General features: G+C 43.8%; 18 protein-coding genes. All 18 read left to right on the top strand.

What is annotated here, in order from left to right; translation table 11 throughout:
- Positions 1–73: 73 nt before the first annotated feature.
- The 18 genes from sdaAB (at position 74) to trmD (ending at position 17,431) form a co-directional block, all read left to right on the top strand.
- Positions 74–736 (top strand): L-serine ammonia-lyase, iron-sulfur-dependent subunit beta, encoded by a 663-nt coding sequence (sdaAB, locus tag KP77_RS09000; protein WP_041122363.1) that lies wholly within the window; start codon positions 74–76, stop codon positions 734–736.
- 34 nt (positions 737–770) lie between these two features.
- A complete protein-coding gene (gene sdaAA, locus KP77_RS18385) occupies positions 771–1,658 on the top strand; it encodes an L-serine ammonia-lyase, iron-sulfur-dependent, subunit alpha (RefSeq protein ID WP_041122364.1) in 888 nt (295 codons plus the stop codon).
- Positions 1,630–3,702: an ATP-dependent DNA helicase RecG gene (recG, locus tag KP77_RS09010; protein ID WP_235420696.1), complete on the top strand. Its 2,073-nt coding sequence runs from the start codon at positions 1,630–1,632 to the stop codon at positions 3,700–3,702. The genes sdaAA and recG overlap by 29 nt, the downstream gene beginning before the upstream one ends.
- Positions 3,703–4,077: 375 nt before the next feature.
- Positions 4,078–4,647, top strand: a complete 570-nt coding sequence (gene fapR / locus KP77_RS09015; protein WP_041122365.1) for a transcription factor FapR — start codon at positions 4,078–4,080, stop codon at positions 4,645–4,647.
- A 2-nt stretch (positions 4,648–4,649) separates the two neighbouring features.
- Entirely contained in the window at positions 4,650–5,630 is a 981-nt protein-coding gene (plsX, locus tag KP77_RS09020) for a phosphate acyltransferase PlsX (protein WP_041122366.1), read from the top strand.
- Positions 5,631–5,645: 15 nt separating this feature from the next.
- Positions 5,646–6,590, top strand: coding sequence for an ACP S-malonyltransferase (gene fabD, locus KP77_RS09025; protein ID WP_041122542.1), 945 nt, complete (start codon positions 5,646–5,648; stop codon positions 6,588–6,590).
- Positions 6,590–7,333 (top strand): 3-oxoacyl-[acyl-carrier-protein] reductase, encoded by a 744-nt coding sequence (gene fabG / locus KP77_RS09030; RefSeq protein ID WP_041122367.1) that lies wholly within the window; start codon positions 6,590–6,592, stop codon positions 7,331–7,333. The genes fabD and fabG overlap by 1 nt, the downstream gene beginning before the upstream one ends.
- A gap of 59 nt (positions 7,334–7,392) precedes the next feature.
- On the top strand, positions 7,393–7,626 hold the full coding sequence (acpP, locus tag KP77_RS09035; RefSeq protein ID WP_039808828.1) for an acyl carrier protein: 234 nt from the start codon (positions 7,393–7,395) through the stop codon (positions 7,624–7,626).
- A 127-nt stretch (positions 7,627–7,753) separates the two neighbouring features.
- The gene (gene rnc, locus KP77_RS09040; RefSeq protein WP_041122368.1) at positions 7,754–8,500 is read left to right on the top strand and encodes a ribonuclease III; all 747 of its coding nucleotides are present in this window, start codon (positions 7,754–7,756) and stop codon (positions 8,498–8,500) included.
- Positions 8,500–12,060, top strand: a complete 3,561-nt coding sequence (gene smc / locus KP77_RS09045; protein WP_041122369.1) for a chromosome segregation protein SMC — start codon at positions 8,500–8,502, stop codon at positions 12,058–12,060. The genes rnc and smc overlap by 1 nt, the downstream gene beginning before the upstream one ends.
- A 13-nt stretch (positions 12,061–12,073) precedes the next feature.
- The gene (ftsY, locus tag KP77_RS09050; protein WP_041122370.1) at positions 12,074–13,075 is read left to right on the top strand and encodes a signal recognition particle-docking protein FtsY; all 1,002 of its coding nucleotides are present in this window, start codon (positions 12,074–12,076) and stop codon (positions 13,073–13,075) included.
- Positions 13,076–13,157: 82 nt separating this feature from the next.
- Positions 13,158–13,478 carry a putative DNA-binding protein gene (locus KP77_RS09055; protein WP_041122371.1) on the top strand — a complete coding sequence of 107 codons (321 nt, stop codon included), beginning with the start codon at positions 13,158–13,160 and terminating at the stop codon, positions 13,476–13,478.
- A 14-nt stretch (positions 13,479–13,492) separates the two neighbouring features.
- Complete coding sequence (gene ffh, locus KP77_RS09060; protein WP_041122372.1) at positions 13,493–14,842, top strand: signal recognition particle protein; 1,350 nt, start codon at positions 13,493–13,495, stop codon at positions 14,840–14,842.
- A 108-nt stretch (positions 14,843–14,950) separates the two neighbouring features.
- On the top strand, positions 14,951–15,223 hold the full coding sequence (gene rpsP, locus KP77_RS09065; protein WP_041122373.1) for a 30S ribosomal protein S16: 273 nt from the start codon (positions 14,951–14,953) through the stop codon (positions 15,221–15,223).
- 5 nt (positions 15,224–15,228) lie between these two features.
- Positions 15,229–15,462: a KH domain-containing protein gene (locus KP77_RS09070; protein WP_041122374.1), complete on the top strand. Its 234-nt coding sequence runs from the start codon at positions 15,229–15,231 to the stop codon at positions 15,460–15,462.
- Positions 15,463–15,789: 327 nt separating this feature from the next.
- Complete coding sequence (locus tag KP77_RS09075; protein ID WP_041122375.1) at positions 15,790–16,182, top strand: YlqD family protein; 393 nt, start codon at positions 15,790–15,792, stop codon at positions 16,180–16,182.
- Positions 16,182–16,697, top strand: coding sequence for a ribosome maturation factor RimM (gene rimM / locus KP77_RS09080; RefSeq protein WP_041122376.1), 516 nt, complete (start codon positions 16,182–16,184; stop codon positions 16,695–16,697). The genes KP77_RS09075 and rimM overlap by 1 nt, the downstream gene beginning before the upstream one ends.
- Positions 16,694–17,431, top strand: coding sequence for a tRNA (guanosine(37)-N1)-methyltransferase TrmD (gene trmD / locus KP77_RS09085; protein ID WP_041122377.1), 738 nt, complete (start codon positions 16,694–16,696; stop codon positions 17,429–17,431). The genes rimM and trmD overlap by 4 nt, the downstream gene beginning before the upstream one ends.
- The last annotated feature ends 34 nt before the right edge of the window (positions 17,432–17,465 follow it).

Genomic DNA, 17,465 nt, shown 5'->3' on the forward strand with positions numbered 1-17,465 from the left:
GCGAGAAAATAGAAGGGCGGGGCCCTTCTATTTTTTTGAAGTGCCATTAAATTGAATGAAAGAGGGGGCAGCTATGAAATATAAAAGTGTTTTTGATATTATTGGTCCCGTTATGATCGGGCCATCATCTTCACATACAGCAGGTGCAGCTAGAATCGGTAAAATGGCCAGAGAGCTTTTTGGCAGAGAACCTGAGTGGGCAAACATTTCATTTTACGGATCTTTCGCCAAGACATATAAAGGGCATGGAACCGATGTTGCCATTATTGGCGGACTTATGGATTTTGAAACAGATGATGTCCGGATTATCGAAGCAAAGCAGATTGCAAAAGAAAAAGGGATCCGTATTAAGATTCGTGAAGAAGAATCCCTGACAGATCATCCTAATACAGCAAGAATCAGACTTGGTGATAAAGATGGCGATATTGAGCTTGTCGGTATTTCAATCGGAGGCGGAAAAATTGAAATTATTGAACTCAATGGCTTTGAATTAAGCCTGACCGGTCATCATCCGGCGATTCTTGTTGTTCATGAAGACCGCTTTGGAGCAGTAGCGGCTGTATCAACAGTACTTGCAAAACATAAAATGAATATCGGTAAAATGGATGTCTCGAGACAGGACGTCGGGAAAATGGCACTCATGACAATTGAAGTGGACCAGAACGTTGAAGATGCATTATTACATGAATTAAAAGCGCTGCCGGAAGTAACACAGGTTACAAAAATCACTGATTAAAAAAGTGATAACGCTTACAAACAGGAGGGTTAACATGTTCAGAAACGTTGCAGAGCTTGTAGAGCTTGCTGAAACGAATAATAAAAAAATCTCAGATATTATGATTGAACAGGAAATGGAAGTCCGTAATAAAACACGCGAAGAAGTATTCGATACAATGGAAAGAAATCTGACTGTTATGGAAGAAGCGGTTGAAAGAGGGCTGCAGGGCGTTAAGTCGCACTCAGGATTGACTGGCGGTGATGCAGTACTGATCCAGAAGTATATTGAAAGCGGTAAGTCACTGTCAGGCACCCTTTTACTGGATGCTGTCAGTAAAGCTGTTGCCACCAATGAAGTAAATGCAGCAATGGGTACAATCTGTGCAACACCTACTGCAGGTTCAGCAGGCGTCGTGCCTGGCACGTTGTTTGCAGTTCAGAATAAGTTGAATCCGACAAGGGAAGAAAAACTCAGATTTCTGTTTACTTCAGGTGCATTTGGATTTGTCGTTGCTAATAATGCCTCCATCTCAGGAGCTGCTGGCGGATGTCAGGCAGAGGTAGGTTCAGCAGCAGGAATGGCCGCGGCAGCGATTACTGAAATGGCTGGCGGAACCCCGTCGCAGTGTGCTGAAGCCATGGCGATTACGCTGAAAAATATGCTTGGACTTGTATGTGATCCTGTTGCGGGATTAGTGGAAGTACCATGTGTGAAAAGAAACGCAATGGGTGCAGCGAATGCTATGGTAGCTGCTGATATGGCACTTGCAGGTGTAACAAGCAAAATTCCATGTGATGAAGTCATTGACGCAATGTATAAAATCGGCCAGACAATGCCTGTGGCCTTACGTGAAACAGCCCAGGGCGGCTTGGCAGCTACACCAACCGGCCGGGAGCTGGAGGCGAAAATATTTGGATTCTCTCTTAATAAAAAATCCTGATCATCCATTACTAAAACCTGTGTCAGTTCTGCAGGGGGTTGGTGAAGAGACGGCGGCCCAGCTTGCTGACATGGGTATTTTAACAGTGTCAGATCTCATTAATTATCTTCCGTACAGGTATGATGATTTCAGATTGAAAGATCTTTCTGAAGCTGCACATGAAGAGCGTGTAACCGTTGAAGGCAGTGTTCACAGTGAACCTGCCCTTCAATTTTATGGGCGAAAAAAATCCAGACTTTCATTCAGACTGCTGACCGGCCCTCATAGTGTGAAGGTTACTTTTTTCAATCAGCCTTACCTGAAAAAGAAAGTGAACCTCCACGACAAAATGACGGTAACCGGAAAGTGGGACAGGCAGCGCCAGCTCATTACTGCACAGACGTACAAGCTCGGGGAAGGTGTACAGGAAGAATTGTTTGCACCGGTTTATCCACTGAAAGGGAACGTGACGAATAAGCTGTTAAGAAAATTGATTAAACAGTCACTTGATTCATACGGATCACTGTTGTCAGAAACGCTGCCAGCAACGCATTTATCGAAATATAAATTAATAGATCGTAAAGAAGCTCTTTATTCCATGCACTTTCCTGTTTCACCTGAAAGTATGAAGCAGGCCAGAAGAAGATTTGTTTATGAAGAGTTTTTCTATTTCCAGCTTAAGATGCAGGGGTTAAGAAAGGTCGAGCGTGAACAGTCTGAGGGCGTTCATTTTCAGTATGATGCTGAAATGCTGAGGGCATTTACAGACAGTCTTCCGTTCCCTCTTACAAATGCGCAAAAAAGAGTGTTGAAGGAAATTTTTTCGGACTTATCCTCTCCATTCAGAATGAACCGTCTGCTTCAGGGGGATGTAGGTTCCGGTAAAACAGTTGTTGCAGCAATTGCACTCTATGCTGTTATTACTGCCGGCTATCAGGGAGCGCTGATGGTGCCGACTGAAATACTCGCAGAACAGCATGCCGAGTCCTTGTCCTCTTTATTTGCCAATACTGATGTAAATGTTGCCCTGCTGACTAGCTCAGTAAAAGGGAAAAAGAGAAAATTACTGCTTGAGCAGCTGAAATCAGGCGGTATTGATCTGCTAATCGGAACTCATGCCCTGATTCAGGATGAAGTTGACTTTCAAAAGCTAGGCCTTGTCATTACTGATGAACAGCACCGGTTTGGCGTTCAGCAAAGGCGTGTTCTGCGTGAAAAAGGTGAAAGTCCGGATGTCTTATTTATGACAGCTACCCCTATTCCCCGGACACTTGCGATTACAGTGTTCGGAGAGATGGATGTATCAATCATTGATGAAATGCCGGCTGGCAGAAAGCCGATTGAAACATACTGGGTAAAAGAGAACATGATGAACAGAATTCTGGGATTTATTGAAAAAGAACTTGCAGAGGGCAGGCAGGCGTATGTGATCTGTCCGTTGATTGAAGAGTCGGATAAGCTGGATGTGCAAAATGCCATTGATGTTCACACCCAGCTATCACAATATTATGCGGGCAGATATGAAGCCGGTTTAATGCATGGACGGCTCCATGCGGAAGAAAAAGAAGCGATCATGAAGCAATTTGCCGAAAATAAAACTCATATCCTCGTTTCCACTACAGTAGTTGAAGTTGGGGTGAATGTGCCAAACGCTTCAGTCATGCTGATCTATGATGCAGAAAGGTTCGGCCTCTCACAACTTCATCAGCTGAGAGGAAGAGTCGGCCGTGGCAGTGATCAATCCTATTGTATTCTGATGGCAGACCCGAAAAATGAAGTCGGTAAAGAGCGTATGAAAATTATGACTGAAACAAATGACGGTTTTGTCCTAAGCGAAAAAGACCTTGAACTGAGAGGTCCCGGAGATTTCTTCGGCAGAAAACAAAGCGGGATGCCGGAATTCAGAGTAGCTGATATGGTGCATGATTACAGAGCGCTTGAAACAGCAAGAGATGACGCCCATCAGCTGATTGAAAGTGATGCGTTCTGGGTCAGCGGGGAGTATGAACCGTTAAGGAATTACCTTGAAGCAGAAGGCGTGATCAGCGGCGGGAAGCTTGATTGAGTAGAGCGTTTCCTGTAGCACAGAGTAGATTGACTGGTTACTGGGACCGCTATAAGTATAAAGATAGTTTTAATTTTAATTGAATATAGAGGTGAACGTAGCGGAAGGCGGTGACTTCGGGACGATTAGCGGGATAGCTGAGATCCCACAGCGCAAAGCGTGAGGAGGCTCAGCGACCGCTGTCCGGAAAGCACCGCCTGCAGCGCAGTGAACCGGTTGTAAAAGCAGAGGCCCGGACATTTGTCCCGGCCTCTTTATTAAATTACAGTTAATATTCTTGTCAAATCACTATCAGCCGTCGGTTTCCTTTACAAAAGGGACTTTTTATTTATATACTACTATTAGTACCAAGTGTTAGTATCGGACGGTGATGAAATGAAAAAGATAAAAAAAGTGCGTCAGTCAGAACTGATCAAAAAAATTGAAGATAATCCATTTGTAACTGACGATGAACTTGCAAAGTTTTTCGATGTCAGCGTACAGACAATCAGACTCGACAGGATGGAATTGTCTATACCTGAACTGAGAGAACGGATTAAATCGGTGGCTGAACAGACTTTTGAGGACGAGGTGCGATCTCTTCCAATTGATGAGGTAATCGGTGAAATCATCGATGTGGAGCTGGATGATTACGCTATTTCGATCTTTGACGTGCAAAAAGAACACGTTTTTCAACGCAACAGCATTGCAAGGGGGCACCATTTATTCGCACAGGCCAATTCATTGGCAGTAGCTCTGATAGATGATGACCTGGCTCTGACCGCTAAAGCTGCAATCGAATTTTGCAAACCGGTGCGTTCAGGACAGCGGGTCGTATCAAAAGCGCGTGCGGTGAAAACTGACGGGCGCAGAACAACTGTGGAAGTAACATCTTCAGTAGGAAAAGAAGTAGTGTTTAAAGGTGAATTCGATATGTATCGTTCATCTGAAAAAGGAGGAGAATGACTTTGATTATTGCAGTTGATGCGATGGGCGGAGACAATGCGCCTGAAGAGATTGTTAAAGGTGCAGTGAAAGCAGCTGCCGAACAGCCTTCTTTGACGATCAGACTTTATGGTGATGAAGAAAAAATAAAACCGCTGTTGAATAGTGAATCTAACATTGAGGTTATACATACAGATGAAATGATTCTCTCAGCTGACGAACCTGTCAGAGCTGTCCGCAGAAAGAAAAATGCTTCGATGGTACTTGCAGCACAGGCTGTAAAAGACCAGGAAGCTGATGCGTGCGTATCTGCAGGTAATACAGGTGCATTAATGGCTGCAGGTCTTTTTATTGTCGGGAGAATTAAGGGGATTGACCGCCCTGCACTGTCACCAACTTTGCCGACCATTGACGGCCAGGGGTTTGTGATGCTCGACCTAGGTGCCAATGCTGATGCAAAGCCTGAGCATCTGCTGCAGTATGCAGTTATGGGCAGCATCTATGCTGAGCAGGTCAGAGGGATTAAGAATCCGACAGTCGGACTATTAAACATTGGTACTGAAGAAGGTAAAGGAAATGAATTAACAAAACAGGCTTATGATCTTCTCAAGGATTCAGGACTGAACTTTGTAGGGAACGTGGAGTCAAGAGACCTGTTGAACGGCGTATGTGACGTCGTTGTTACCGATGGGTTTACTGGAAACATGGTATTGAAAACGATTGAAGGAACAGCACAGGCACTATTTGGCATGCTAAAAGAAACCTTTACCTCTTCTGTAAAGACAAAACTTGCTGCCGGACTTGTGAAGAACGATCTCAGAAACTTAAAAGGCAAGCTTGATTACACAGAGTACGGCGGCGCAGGACTATTCGGTCTGAACGCACCTGTGATTAAAGCGCACGGTTCGTCTAATGCGAATGCAGTATATAATGCGATTAAACAGGCTCATACGATGGCAGAATATGATGTCAGCGGGAAAATTTCCGCATCACTAAATCAGTAAAGAGAGGTTTTTATGATGGCGAAAATTGCAGTATTATTTCCGGGTCAGGGTGCCCAGGCAGTAGGAATGGGGCATGAAATTGCACAGCATTTTGATGCAGCTGAAGGTATCTTCAGTCAGGCCGCTGATATTTTAGGGGAAGATTTTGTGAAGCTGATGCAGGAGGGACCCCAAGAAGATTTAACAAAAACAGTGAACGCGCAGCCTGCTCTTTTAACAGCAAGTATTGCGATACTTGAAGTGTTAAAAGAAAAAGGCATACATATGGATTACGTGGCAGGCCACAGTCTTGGTGAATATTCGGCGCTTGTAGCTGCTGAATCCTTAACTTTTGAAGATGCACTGAGAACTGTCAGAAAACGCGGTGAACTGATGGAAGAAGCTGTGCCTAACGGTGAAGGTGCCATGGCCGCTGTACTCGGTATGGATCGTGAAGCATTGAAAGCTGTAACAGATGAAGTGTCTGAACGCGGGGAAGCAGTTCAGCTTGCAAACCTGAACTGCCCTGGTCAGATCGTCATTTCAGGTACTGCTAAAGGAGTGGAGGATGCTTCAGCACTTGCAAAAGAACGCGGTGCAAAAAGATGTCTCCCGTTAAATGTCAGTGGACCGTTTCATTCTTCTCTTATGAAACCGGCAGCAGAAAAGTTCGAAGCTGAATTGAAAAATATTTCAATATCTGACGCATCAGTTCCTGTCATAGCCAATGTAACAGCAGATGCAGTATTTGAAGCGGAAAAAATTGAAAAGCTGCTAGTTACTCAACTTTATTCTCCTGTGTTATGGGAAGATACGATTGAAAAACTGATTAACATGGGTGTAGATACATTTATCGAGGCAGGTCCGGGGAAGGTTTTATCAGGGTTAGTGAAAAAAGTGAATCGCAGAGCAGCTGTTTACCCTGTATATGACCAGGAAACACTTGATCAAATGCTTATAAAGCTGGAAGGAGAATCATAATGAAACTTGATGGTAAAACAGCAATTGTTACAGGTGCATCACGCGGTATAGGCCGTTCAATCGCCATTGAACTTGCTAAAAACGGTGCAAACGTAGTTGTAAATTACAGTGGTAACGAGGAAAAAGCGAAAGAGACAGCTCAAGAAGTAGAGTCAGCGGGCTCGAAAGCGCTGGTATTTAAAGCGGATGTATCGAATGCGGATGATGTTCAGGCGATGCTGAAGGAAACGATCAGTGAATTTGGCAGTATTGATATTCTTGTTAACAATGCAGGTATCACGAAAGATAACCTTCTGATGCGAATGAAAGAAGACGAATGGGATCAGGTAATGGATATTAACCTGAAGAGCGTTTTCCTTACGACAAAAGCAGCAGCACGTCCAATGATGAAACAGCGTAAAGGAAAAATTATTAATGTCTCATCAATTGTTGGTGTTATGGGTAACGCAGGTCAGGCGAATTATGTTGCTTCGAAGGCCGGTGTCATCGGATTGACAAAAACTTCTGCAAAAGAGTTGGCTGCAAGGGGTATTAATGTGAATGCAGTTGCACCTGGCTTTATTGAAACAGATATGACCGGCGAACTCGCACCGGATATCCAGGAAGCAATGAAACAGATGATTCCGCTTGACCGGTTCGGTAAACCTGAAGATATTGCAAAAGCAGTCGTTTTTCTGGCTTCTGATGATGCTGATTATATTACAGGTCAGACAATTCATATTGATGGTGGTATGGTGATGTAAAAAGCCTGTTTTAATCAGGGCTGTTTTACACTATAATACTTGAAGGGAGGTGAACGAACATGGCAGAAGTATTAGACCGCGTAACAAAAATCATCGTTGACCGTTTAGGTGTTGATGAATCTGAAGTTAAGCTTGAAGCTTCTTTCAAGGAAGACCTTGGTGCTGATTCTCTTGATGTAGTAGAATTAGTAATGGAGCTTGAAGATGAATTTGATATGGAAATTTCTGATGAAGATGCAGAAAAGATTGGTACCGTTGGAGATGCAGTGAGTTACATAGAAAGCAAAATGTAATCAGCCAGGACGAACCATTCTGCGCGCTTGGCATGATTTTTCATGCCAAGCTTTTGTATTTTAGACCTAATTAAAAAGCAGTTAATCATGAATTGAAAAGAATAAAGAATGGCAAGGTGAAGTCGGAGTGGGTAAATATAAACGAGAGCAATATTCAAAACAGTTAGAACAGAAATTTAATGAATTTCAAAAGAAACATGGCATTCAGTTCAATAATCATAAATTAATGATGACAGCATTTACTCATTCGTCTTATGTAAATGAGCACCGGAAAAAACCTTATGAAGATAATGAAAGGCTTGAATTTCTGGGAGATGCGGTTCTTGAACTGTCAGTATCGCATTATTTATTCGAAAAGTATCCTTCAATGAGTGAAGGAGAAATGACAAAACTGCGAGCAGCCATCGTATGCGAACCTTCATTGGTCATTTTTGCAAATGAAATGGAATTTGGTAATTTAATTCTGCTGGGTAAGGGAGAAGAACAAACCGGGGGCCGGATGCGCCCTGCGTTATTAGCTGACGTGTTTGAAGCCTTTATCGGCGCGCTGTATCTTGATCAGGGTATGGAGCCGGTCAGACAGATCCTTGATAAAGTTGTTTTCCCGAAAGTAGATACCGGTGCTTTTTCGCATGTGATGGATTATAAGAGCCAGCTTCAGGAGTTTATTCAGCGTAACCATTCGGGTACGCTTCATTATGAAATTCTGAAAGAAAAAGGCCCGGCTCATAACCGGGAGTTTGTATCGAGAGTATTGCTTGGGGATGAAGACCTCGGATCAGGGACAGGCCGTTCCAAGAAAGAGGCGGAGCAGCACGCTGCCCAGCAGGCACTGCTCTACTTAAAAAAGTCAGGAAGCCGGGAGAATAAATAATGTATGTGAAACAGCTTGAAATACTCGGCTTTAAATCATTCGCCGAGAAAGTTCAAATTGATTTTGTGCCGGGCGTGACAGCAGTTGTCGGTCCAAACGGCAGCGGTAAAAGCAATATTACAGAAGCGATCAGATGGGTGCTTGGAGAGCAATCTGCAAAATCACTCCGTGGCGGTAAGATGGAAGATGTTATCTTCTCGGGAAGTGACTCCCGTAAAAAGTTGAATGTAGCAGAAGTATCACTTGTGCTTGATAATACGGATGGTGCACTGCCGCTTGATTACGCTGAGATCAGTGTGACGAGACGGGTTTACCGCTCAGGGGACAGTGAATACCTGTTAAATGGTGTCTCATGCAGACTGAAAGATATTACGGAGCTCTTTATTGACTCAGGTCTCGGAAAAGAAGCTTTCTCTATTATCGGTCAGGGAAGAGTGGATCAGATTCTTAACAGTAAACCTGAAGACAGAAGACTGATCTTAGAAGAAGCGGCAGGCGTTTTAAAATATAAAAACCGCAGAAAGAAAGCGGATCAGAGACTTGGTGAAACGCAGGATAACTTATTTCGCGTACAGGATATCCTTCATGAACTTGAGTCCCAGGTAGAGCCGCTGAAACAGCAGGCTTCTTTAGCGCGGGAATATCTCGCATATAAAGAGGATCTCAAAAAAATAGAATCCGGACTTCTCGCTTATGAAGCAGAAGAGATGACAGCTGAATGGGAAGCGGGAAATGCGGAACTTGAAAGAATTCACAATCACGAACAGAAATTGAAAATAAAGCTGGCGCAGGATGATGAAGCTTTAAATATAAAACAGCAGGAACGTTCTGTCTGTGATAAGGAGACTGAACATCTTCAATCTGCACTTTTAACCGTCACGAAAGAAGCAGAACAACTTGAAGGACGCCGTCAAGTTCTGATTGAACGTCAGAAGAATGCTGATCAGAATGAAGACCAGCTGAAACAAAAAACAAAAGACCTTGATAATCAGCTGAAGCAGCTGAAAGAAAAAATGGACAATAAAGAGCAGGCTGCAGATGCGTATAAAGAAGATATCCGTGATATCAAACGTCAGCTTGCAGATACAGACCGTCTGCTCAGCACGACAGCTGATGAAATTGAACAGCAGCTTGAAAAAGCAAAAAATGATTATTTTGAAACGTTAAACAGCAAAACAACTGCTCAGAATGAATTGAATTATCTGAACCAGCAGCGTGATCAGGAACTGAAGAGGACTGAAAAACTGACTGGTGCAAATGTCAGATATATTGAAGAACGGGAAAAATGGAATCACAAACATCAGGAAATGATGACTGAATCAGACAGTATTACAGCCGATCTGCAAACAGCTGCTACGCAATATAAAGAGGCACTTCATAAAAGAGATACAGTCAGAAGTGAACTGTCAGACCTTGAAAAAAATCTTTATAAAGCTTATCAGTTTGTCAGCGATTCAAAATCCAGAAAATCAATGCTTGAATCAATGGAAGAAGAGTTTTCGGGATTTTATCAGGGTGTTAAAGAAGTACTGAAAAACCGGGGTACTGTATTAAATGGTATTGAAGGCGCCGTTGCTGAACTGATAGATGTTAATAAAGAGTATGAAACCGCCGTGGAAACAGCACTTGGCGCATCGATGCAGAGCGTTGTGACTAAATCGGAAGCAGACGCAAGGCAGGCCATCCAGTACCTGAAGCAAAGCCGTGCAGGCCGGGCGACATTTCTTCCGATGTCAGTTATTAAGGCGAGAACACTGCCGCAAACATTGATAGAACGTGCGAAAGAACATGAAGACTTTATCAGTCCGGCTTCGGAACTGACTGGATTTGACGAGAAATACCGTCACGTCATTGAGAATCTGCTCGGTCACGTATTAATTGTAAAGACATTAAAAGGCGCAAATGAGCTTGCAAAAATGCTTCAATACAGATACCGGCTCGTCACGCTCGATGGAGATGTGGTGAATCCGGGCGGTTCGATGAGCGGGGGATCACAGGCTAAGAAAACGTCTACGATTTTCTCAAGAAAAAATGAACTTGATCAGCTGAGCGAGCAGATTCCGCGCTATGAGGAGACGGCTATTCAGCTTGAGCAAAAAGTACAGAGCCTGAAAAATCAGGCGGCTGAAGCAGAACAGGTAATGGAAAAGGAGCGTTTGAATGGTGAACAGCTTCGGGTGAAGGAAGCTGAATTAAAGGCGGATCTCCGGGAAGTTGAAACAGCGATCAGACAAGCTGATGAGCAGCTGAAGCTTTATGACCTTGAAATGGCTGAACTGAAAACTGTCGAAGGCTCCTATGAACAAAAAGCAGCAGATTTAAAGAGACAGACAGCTGTGGCTGAAAAGCTGATTGCGGCACTGGATCTTAAAATAAAAGAGCTGACCGGACAGCGTGAGACTGAGCAAACGTCAAGAGCTGACAGGCTTGAAGCGAGGTCTGCTCTTCAGGCTAAGCTTGCAGTTGCTGAAGAAAAGTTCTCTCAAGTGAAAAGGGAATTGAAGGAACTTGTTCAGCTGAACGCTGAAACGAAAGAAAAGTTTGAACTGGCGCTTGAAGATCTGAAATGGCTGACCGATGAGATGTCATCAGGTGAAGGTCTTGCAGACCTGCTTGAGAGCCAGATTCAACAGAAGCAGGACGAGAGCTTAACGCTGTCGAAAAAATTGCAGGAAACGAAAAATAAGCGGGAAGCACTTGAAAGAGAGCTGAATGAATTAACGTCTTCCTACAAAGAATCCAGCAGAATTCATCAGGGACTGCTTGAAGAAATAAATGATCTGAAGCTGAGAACAGGCAGACTGTCATCAGAAATTGATTTCAGACTCAATAGACTAAGTGAAGAGTATGAATTATCATTCCATGCAGCCAAAGAACAGTTTCCACTTGAACTTGCCCCGGATGAAGCAAGATCAAAAGTGAAGCTGATCAAGCTCTCAATTAGTGAGCTTGGGCCTGTTAATATTGGTGCGATAGAAGAATATGACCGCGTATCAGAACGCTATGAGTTTCTTCTTGATCAGCAAAACGACCTGCTTGAGGCCAAAGACAATCTGATGGCAGTCATCGAAGAAATGGACGGTGAAATGTCGAGAAGGTTCAGTGAAACATTTGAACAGGTGAAAAGTCATTTTTCAACGGTATTTAAAAAACTGTTTGGAGGCGGTTATGCTGAATTAAAGCTGACAGACCCTGCAGATATGCTTTTAACAGGGATTGATATTGTCGCGCAGCCTCCCGGTAAGAAACTGCAGAACTTAAGTCTGCTCTCGGGCGGGGAGCGCGCACTGACAGCAATCGCACTGCTTTTTTCCATTCTTCATGTACGTCCTGTGCCGTTTTGTATTCTTGATGAAGTCGAAGCGGCTCTTGATGAAGCGAATGTACAGCGGTTCAGTGATTATCTGAACCAATTCAGTGAACAGTCACAGTTTATCGTGATTACACACCGGAAAGGAACAATGGAAGGTGCAGACGTTCTATATGGTGTTACGATGCAGGAATCAGGTGTATCCAAGCTTGTTTCTGTTAAGCTTGAAGAACAGACAAATATGAATTAAAGGGGACACGGGCATGAGTTTTTTTAAGAAGCTGAAAGAAAAATTTACAACTCAGGATACGGCAACTGATAAATATAAAGATGGGCTGTCAAAGACGAGAAACAGCTTTACGTCACGATTAAACGATCTGGTAGCTAACTACAGAACTGTAGATGAAGATTTCTTCGAAGAACTTGAAGAAATCATGATTCAGGCAGACGTCGGCTTTGATACAGTGATGGAGCTTGTTGAAGAGCTGAAAATGGAAGTGAAAAGACAGAACATTAAAGATACAGAAGGCATTCGCAGCGTGATTTCTCAAAAGCTGGTTGACATCTATTATGACGGGGAAGAGCCTGATGAATTGTTGAATATGCAGGAGGATGATTTGACCGTCATTCTTTTTGTAGGTGTCAATGGTGTAGGGAAGACGACAACAATCGGAAAGCTTGCACATCAGTTCAAGGAAGATGGCAAAAAGGTTGTCTTAGCAGCAGGGGACACGTTCCGGGCCGGAGCCATTGAGCAGCTTGAAGTATGGGGGGACCGTGTAGGTGTGGATACGATCAAACACAGCGAAGGGTCTGATCCCGCTGCTGTGATGTATGACGCTGTTCAGTCTGCGCGGGCGAAAAAAGCAGATGTACTGATTTGTGATACAGCAGGCAGACTGCAAAATAAAGTAAACTTGATGAAAGAGCTTGAGAAAGTAAAGCGTGTCATTGAAAGGGAAATCCCGGGCGCGCCGCATGAAGTGCTGCTTGCACTTGATGCAACAACTGGACAGAACGCAATGACACAGGCGAAAATATTTAAAGAGGCAACCAATGTATCCGGTATCGTACTGACAAAGCTTGACGGAACAGCTAAAGGCGGAATTGTACTGGCGATTAAAAAAGAGCTTGGGATTCCGGTTAAATTTGTCGGGCTTGGTGAAAAAATGGATGATTTGCAGCCGTTTAATGCTGAAAAATATGTGTACGGCCTGTTTTCAGATCTGGTTGATAAAGAAGAATTGATTGAAGAAGAAGAGTAAAGGTTTACGGGTTGACACAGAGGCCTGTAATCTGTATGATTTTTAGTGTAAAGGCTTTTCACTTAACAAAGGGGGATATGTGATGCTCGAAAAGACAACAAGAGTAAACTTTCTCTATGATTTTTATCAAATGTTGTTAACGCCTAAACAGCGGAGCTACATGTCTCTATATTATCTTGATGATTACTCACTCGGCGAAATAGCGGAAGAGTATGATGTCAGCCGTCAGGCGGTTTATGACAATATCAGAAGAACAGAAGCTATGCTTGAGGAGTATGAGTCTAAATTATTGTTATTTCAAAAGTTCCAGGAGCGCACAAAAGTGATCGAACAGTTGAAGGCTGCTGCAAATGAGCAGGCAGAGCTTCTCTCAATCATTGACACGCTTGAGGAATTGGAATAGGAGGCTTTCCATTTATGGCATTTGAAGGATTAGCCGATCGTCTGCAGGGTTCCATCCAAAAGATCCGCGGGAAAGGCAAAGTGAGCGAAGCAGATGTAAAAGAAATGATGCGTGAAGTCCGTCTCGCTCTTTTAGAAGCCGATGTTAACTTTAAAGTTGTCAAAAACTTCGTTAAACAGGTGAGCGAGCGTGCAGTAGGGCAGGAAGTCATGAAAAGTCTTACGCCCGGACAGCAGGTCATCAAAGTAGTAAAAGAAGAACTCACAGAACTCATGGGCGGGGAGCAGAGCCAGATTGCTGTAGCTAAAAAACCGCCTACTGTGATTATGATGGTCGGGCTGCAGGGTGCAGGTAAAACCACTACTTCCGGTAAGCTTGCCAGTCTTCTGCGTAAAAAGCATAACCGGAAGCCGCTTTTAGTTGCTGCTGATATTTACCGTCCTGCTGCGATCAAGCAGCTTGAGACGATTGGAAAACAGCTCAGTCTGCCTGTTTTTTCGATGGGAGACCAGGTCAGTCCGGTTGAAATCGCTAAAGCAGGGATTGAAAAAGCAAAGGAAGAACACCATGATTATGTGCTGATTGATACAGCAGGTCGTCTGCACGTAGATGAGACGCTGATGGATGAATTAAAACAGATCAAGGAGCTTTCTGACCCAGATGAAATTTTCCTTGTTGTAGATTCCATGACAGGTCAGGATGCTGTCACAGTCGCACAAAACTTCGATGACGCGCTCGGCGTAACAGGCGTAGTGCTCACGAAGCTTGACGGTGACACACGAGGCGGTGCCGCACTGTCTATTCGCTCAGTAACCGGTAAACCGATTAAATTTGCCGGGATGGGTGAAAAAATGGATGCGCTCGAACCGTTCCACCCTGAAAGAATGGCATCAAGAATTCTCGGGATGGGTGATATGCTATCCCTGATCGAAAAAGCACAGACGAATGTGGATGAGGATAAGGCGAAAGAGATGGAGAAAAAACTCCGCACCGCTTCATTCACTCTCGATGATTTTCTTGATCAGCTTGGACAGGTAAAGCAAATGGGCCCTCTTGATGAACTGCTGAAGATGATTCCGGGTGCAAACAAGATGAAAGGGCTTGATAACATCGATGTTGATGGTAAACAGCTCGGTCATGTTGAAGCAATTATCCAGTCGATGACGGCTCAGGAAAAAGAACAGCCCGAAATTATTAATGCCAGCAGAAGAAAGAGAATCGCCCGGGGCAGCGGAAGACCGATCCAGGAGATCAACCGTCTGCTTAAGCAGTTTGAAGAAATGAAAAAAATGATGAAGCAGATGACAAACGCGCAGGCAAAAGGCAAAAAACGCGGTGGATTCAACTTCCCATTCATGCAGTAACAGCGTTTTAACAGAAAAATTTTAGTGTGTTAAGAAAAAAGACTTTACAAAGGGAGAAACCCTTGATATTATACTATCTTGTGTGAAACTATTCGGAGGTGCAATAACATGGCAGTAAAAATTCGTTTAAAGCGTATGGGAGCTAAAAAGTCTCCTTTCTATCGTATTGTAGTAGCAGATTCTCGTTCACCACGTGATGGACGTTTCATTGAAACAGTAGGAACTTACAACCCGGTTGCAAACCCTGCAGTTGTAGAAATCAATGAAGAAGCGATCCTTAAGTGGATGGGTAATGGCGCTAAGCCGTCTGACACAGTACGTAACCTTCTTTCTAACGAAGGCATTATGGAGAAATTCCATAACTCAAAGAGCGGTAAGTAAGAGACGTGAAAGAGCTTATCGAAACGATTGTCAAGCCACTCGTTGATCACCCGGAGGCTGTAAGAATTGATGTGCAGGAAACTGACAGAACAATTTCTTATAAGCTTTCAGTCCATCAGGACGATATGGGTAAAGTCATTGGCAAGCAAGGCAGAGTTGCGAAAGCTATACGTACTGTTTCTTTAGCCGGCGAGAGCGGGTCAAAGAAAAAGACCGTGATTGAAATAGTTGATAAGTAAAAAGGGAGGCCTATGTCCTCCCTTTTGCTGTATCATAAACTGATTCATTTTTTCGGCTATGTTAAAGCCCAATATTGTTTTAGCACAGCTGTTGATTGGAGCGGAAGGGGGACGACTCCAGCAGGAGAAGCGTGACAGGTGAGACCCCGCAGGCGAAGCCGAGGAGGCTTACCGCACGCCCTGCGGAAAGCGTTCCCCCTGCAGCGGAAATCAACAGCCACCTTTAACAGAGCTATTCTTAAAGTATATAGTCTTATTGAACAGATGCTGGTTCCCGTAATAGTCGGGGGGCAACAACCAGCTTAACTTTCTAAAGGGGTGCAGATCATGCAGGTAACTCAAAAAGTAATTGTGAAGGAAATCATGACGAACTCTTCTAAGAAGCGTCTGAAGGATTCCCTGACACAAAAATCAGAGCGCGCACAAAAAGAGATTGAACAGCTTATTTTTCAGCAGAAGAAGCTTGAAAAACAATTTGAACAATCTTCAGATGCCGTAAAAAACCGCATTAACCAGGAAATCAATAAAAGAAAACAGCTGATGGCTCAGACAGAGGCTCAGCACAAGACAATTGATGAAATGCCAATGGGTACTGAATATACGCTGAGAGAGACAGACATGCTTGTGGAACTTGACCAGGGAAGCATCTGGCATCCTGATCAAAAGCCTGTGATCGTGCTTGAAGACGGTATGGTTAAAGAAATCCGTCAGGGGTGGTAATGATGGAATGGTACGATGTAGGCAAAATCGTAAACACCCATGGAATAAAAGGGGAAGTCAGAGTCATATCAAGTACTGATTTTCCTGAAGAAAGATATCAAAAAGGCAGTACGCTGCACTTATTCCAGGCAGGTAAGGATCCGGTTCAGCTGACTGTATCATCCTACCGCAGACATAAAAACTTTGATCTCTTGACGTTTGCAGGGTATGACAATGTAAATCTGGTTGAACCATTCAGGGAAGCATTGCTGAAAGTGTCTGCTGACCAATTAAATGAACTGGACGAAGATGAGTTTTATTACCATGAAGTAATTGGCTGCGAAGTATTTACTGAGGAAGGCGCACTTCTTGGTAAGGTTACTGAAATCCTCTCACCCGGTGCGAATGATGTATGGGTGGTTAAGCCTGAGAGCGGAAAAGATATCCTTATACCATATATTGAATCTGTCGTTAAAGAAGTGAACATTGCTGATAAGAAAATACTTATCCATGTAATGGAGGGGCTGCTCGAATGAAGATAGATATTCTATCATTATTCCCTTCAATGTTTGAAGGGGTTTTTGGAGAATCAATCTTAAAAAAAGCAGTAGAAAAAGGTGCAGTGGAATACAACGTTACTGACTTCAGACAGTTCGCTGGTAATAAGCACAATTCAGTGGATGACTATCCTTATGGCGGCGGTGCCGGAATGGTGTTAAAGCCCGAACCGATTTTTCAGGCTGTGCGTCATCTGACTGAAAAAACGTCTTACGCTCCGCGTGTGATTCTGATGTGCCCCCAGGGTGAGAGATTCAATCAGAAGAAAGCCGAAGAGCTTGCAGGGGAAGATCACCTGATTTTTATCTGCGGTCATTATGAAGGATATGACGAGCGTATCAGGGAACATCTGGTGACAGATGAGATCTCTATAGGTGACTTCGTCCTGACAGGAGGAGAGCTTGGGGCCATGGTGGTGACTGACAGCGTAGTCAGACTGCTCCCTGAAGTGCTGGGGAATGAGGAATCTGCTGTGAAAGATTCTTTCTCGAGTGGATTGCTTGAACATCCGCATTATACGCGGCCGGCAGATTACGAGGGGATGAAGGTTCCGGAAGTTCTCCTGTCAGGAAATCATGCTAAGATTGATGACTGGAGAATGAAAGAATCACTCTATAGAACCTTCACAAGGCGACCTGATTTGCTGGAGCAGATGGAACTTAGCGATCAGCAGATTAATTGGCTTGAAGAATTTAAAAATAACGTTGAATAGCTTGTTTCTATGTGGTATTATAGTTTTTGTGCTT

Origin of the sequence: Jeotgalibacillus alimentarius (assembly GCF_000829445.1) — a bacterium.
Lineage (GTDB): Bacteria > Bacillota > Bacilli > Bacillales > Jeotgalibacillaceae > Jeotgalibacillus > Jeotgalibacillus alimentarius.

Excerpts from the sequence above, each read along its gene's own strand:
- sdaAB (WP_041122363.1), top strand. The coding sequence starts at position 74 with ATGAAATATAAAAGTGTTTTTGATATTATTGGTCCCGTTATGATCGGG.
- sdaAA (WP_041122364.1), top strand. The coding sequence starts at position 771 with ATGTTCAGAAACGTTGCAGAGCTTGTAGAGCTTGCTGAAACGAATAAT.
- fapR (WP_041122365.1), top strand. The coding sequence starts at position 4,078 with ATGAAAAAGATAAAAAAAGTGCGTCAGTCAGAACTGATCAAAAAAATT.
- fabD (WP_041122542.1), top strand. The coding sequence starts at position 5,646 with ATGGCGAAAATTGCAGTATTATTTCCGGGTCAGGGTGCCCAGGCAGTA.
- fabG (WP_041122367.1), top strand. The coding sequence starts at position 6,590 with ATGAAACTTGATGGTAAAACAGCAATTGTTACAGGTGCATCACGCGGT.
- acpP (WP_039808828.1), top strand. The coding sequence starts at position 7,393 with ATGGCAGAAGTATTAGACCGCGTAACAAAAATCATCGTTGACCGTTTA.
- smc (WP_041122369.1), top strand. The coding sequence starts at position 8,500 with ATGTATGTGAAACAGCTTGAAATACTCGGCTTTAAATCATTCGCCGAG.
- ftsY (WP_041122370.1), top strand. The coding sequence starts at position 12,074 with ATGAGTTTTTTTAAGAAGCTGAAAGAAAAATTTACAACTCAGGATACG.
- KP77_RS09055 (WP_041122371.1), top strand. The coding sequence starts at position 13,158 with ATGCTCGAAAAGACAACAAGAGTAAACTTTCTCTATGATTTTTATCAA.
- ffh (WP_041122372.1), top strand. The coding sequence starts at position 13,493 with ATGGCATTTGAAGGATTAGCCGATCGTCTGCAGGGTTCCATCCAAAAG.
- rpsP (WP_041122373.1), top strand. The coding sequence starts at position 14,951 with ATGGCAGTAAAAATTCGTTTAAAGCGTATGGGAGCTAAAAAGTCTCCT.
- KP77_RS09075 (WP_041122375.1), top strand. The coding sequence starts at position 15,790 with ATGCAGGTAACTCAAAAAGTAATTGTGAAGGAAATCATGACGAACTCT.
- rimM (WP_041122376.1), top strand. The coding sequence starts at position 16,182 with ATGATGGAATGGTACGATGTAGGCAAAATCGTAAACACCCATGGAATA.
- trmD (WP_041122377.1), top strand. The coding sequence starts at position 16,694 with ATGAAGATAGATATTCTATCATTATTCCCTTCAATGTTTGAAGGGGTT.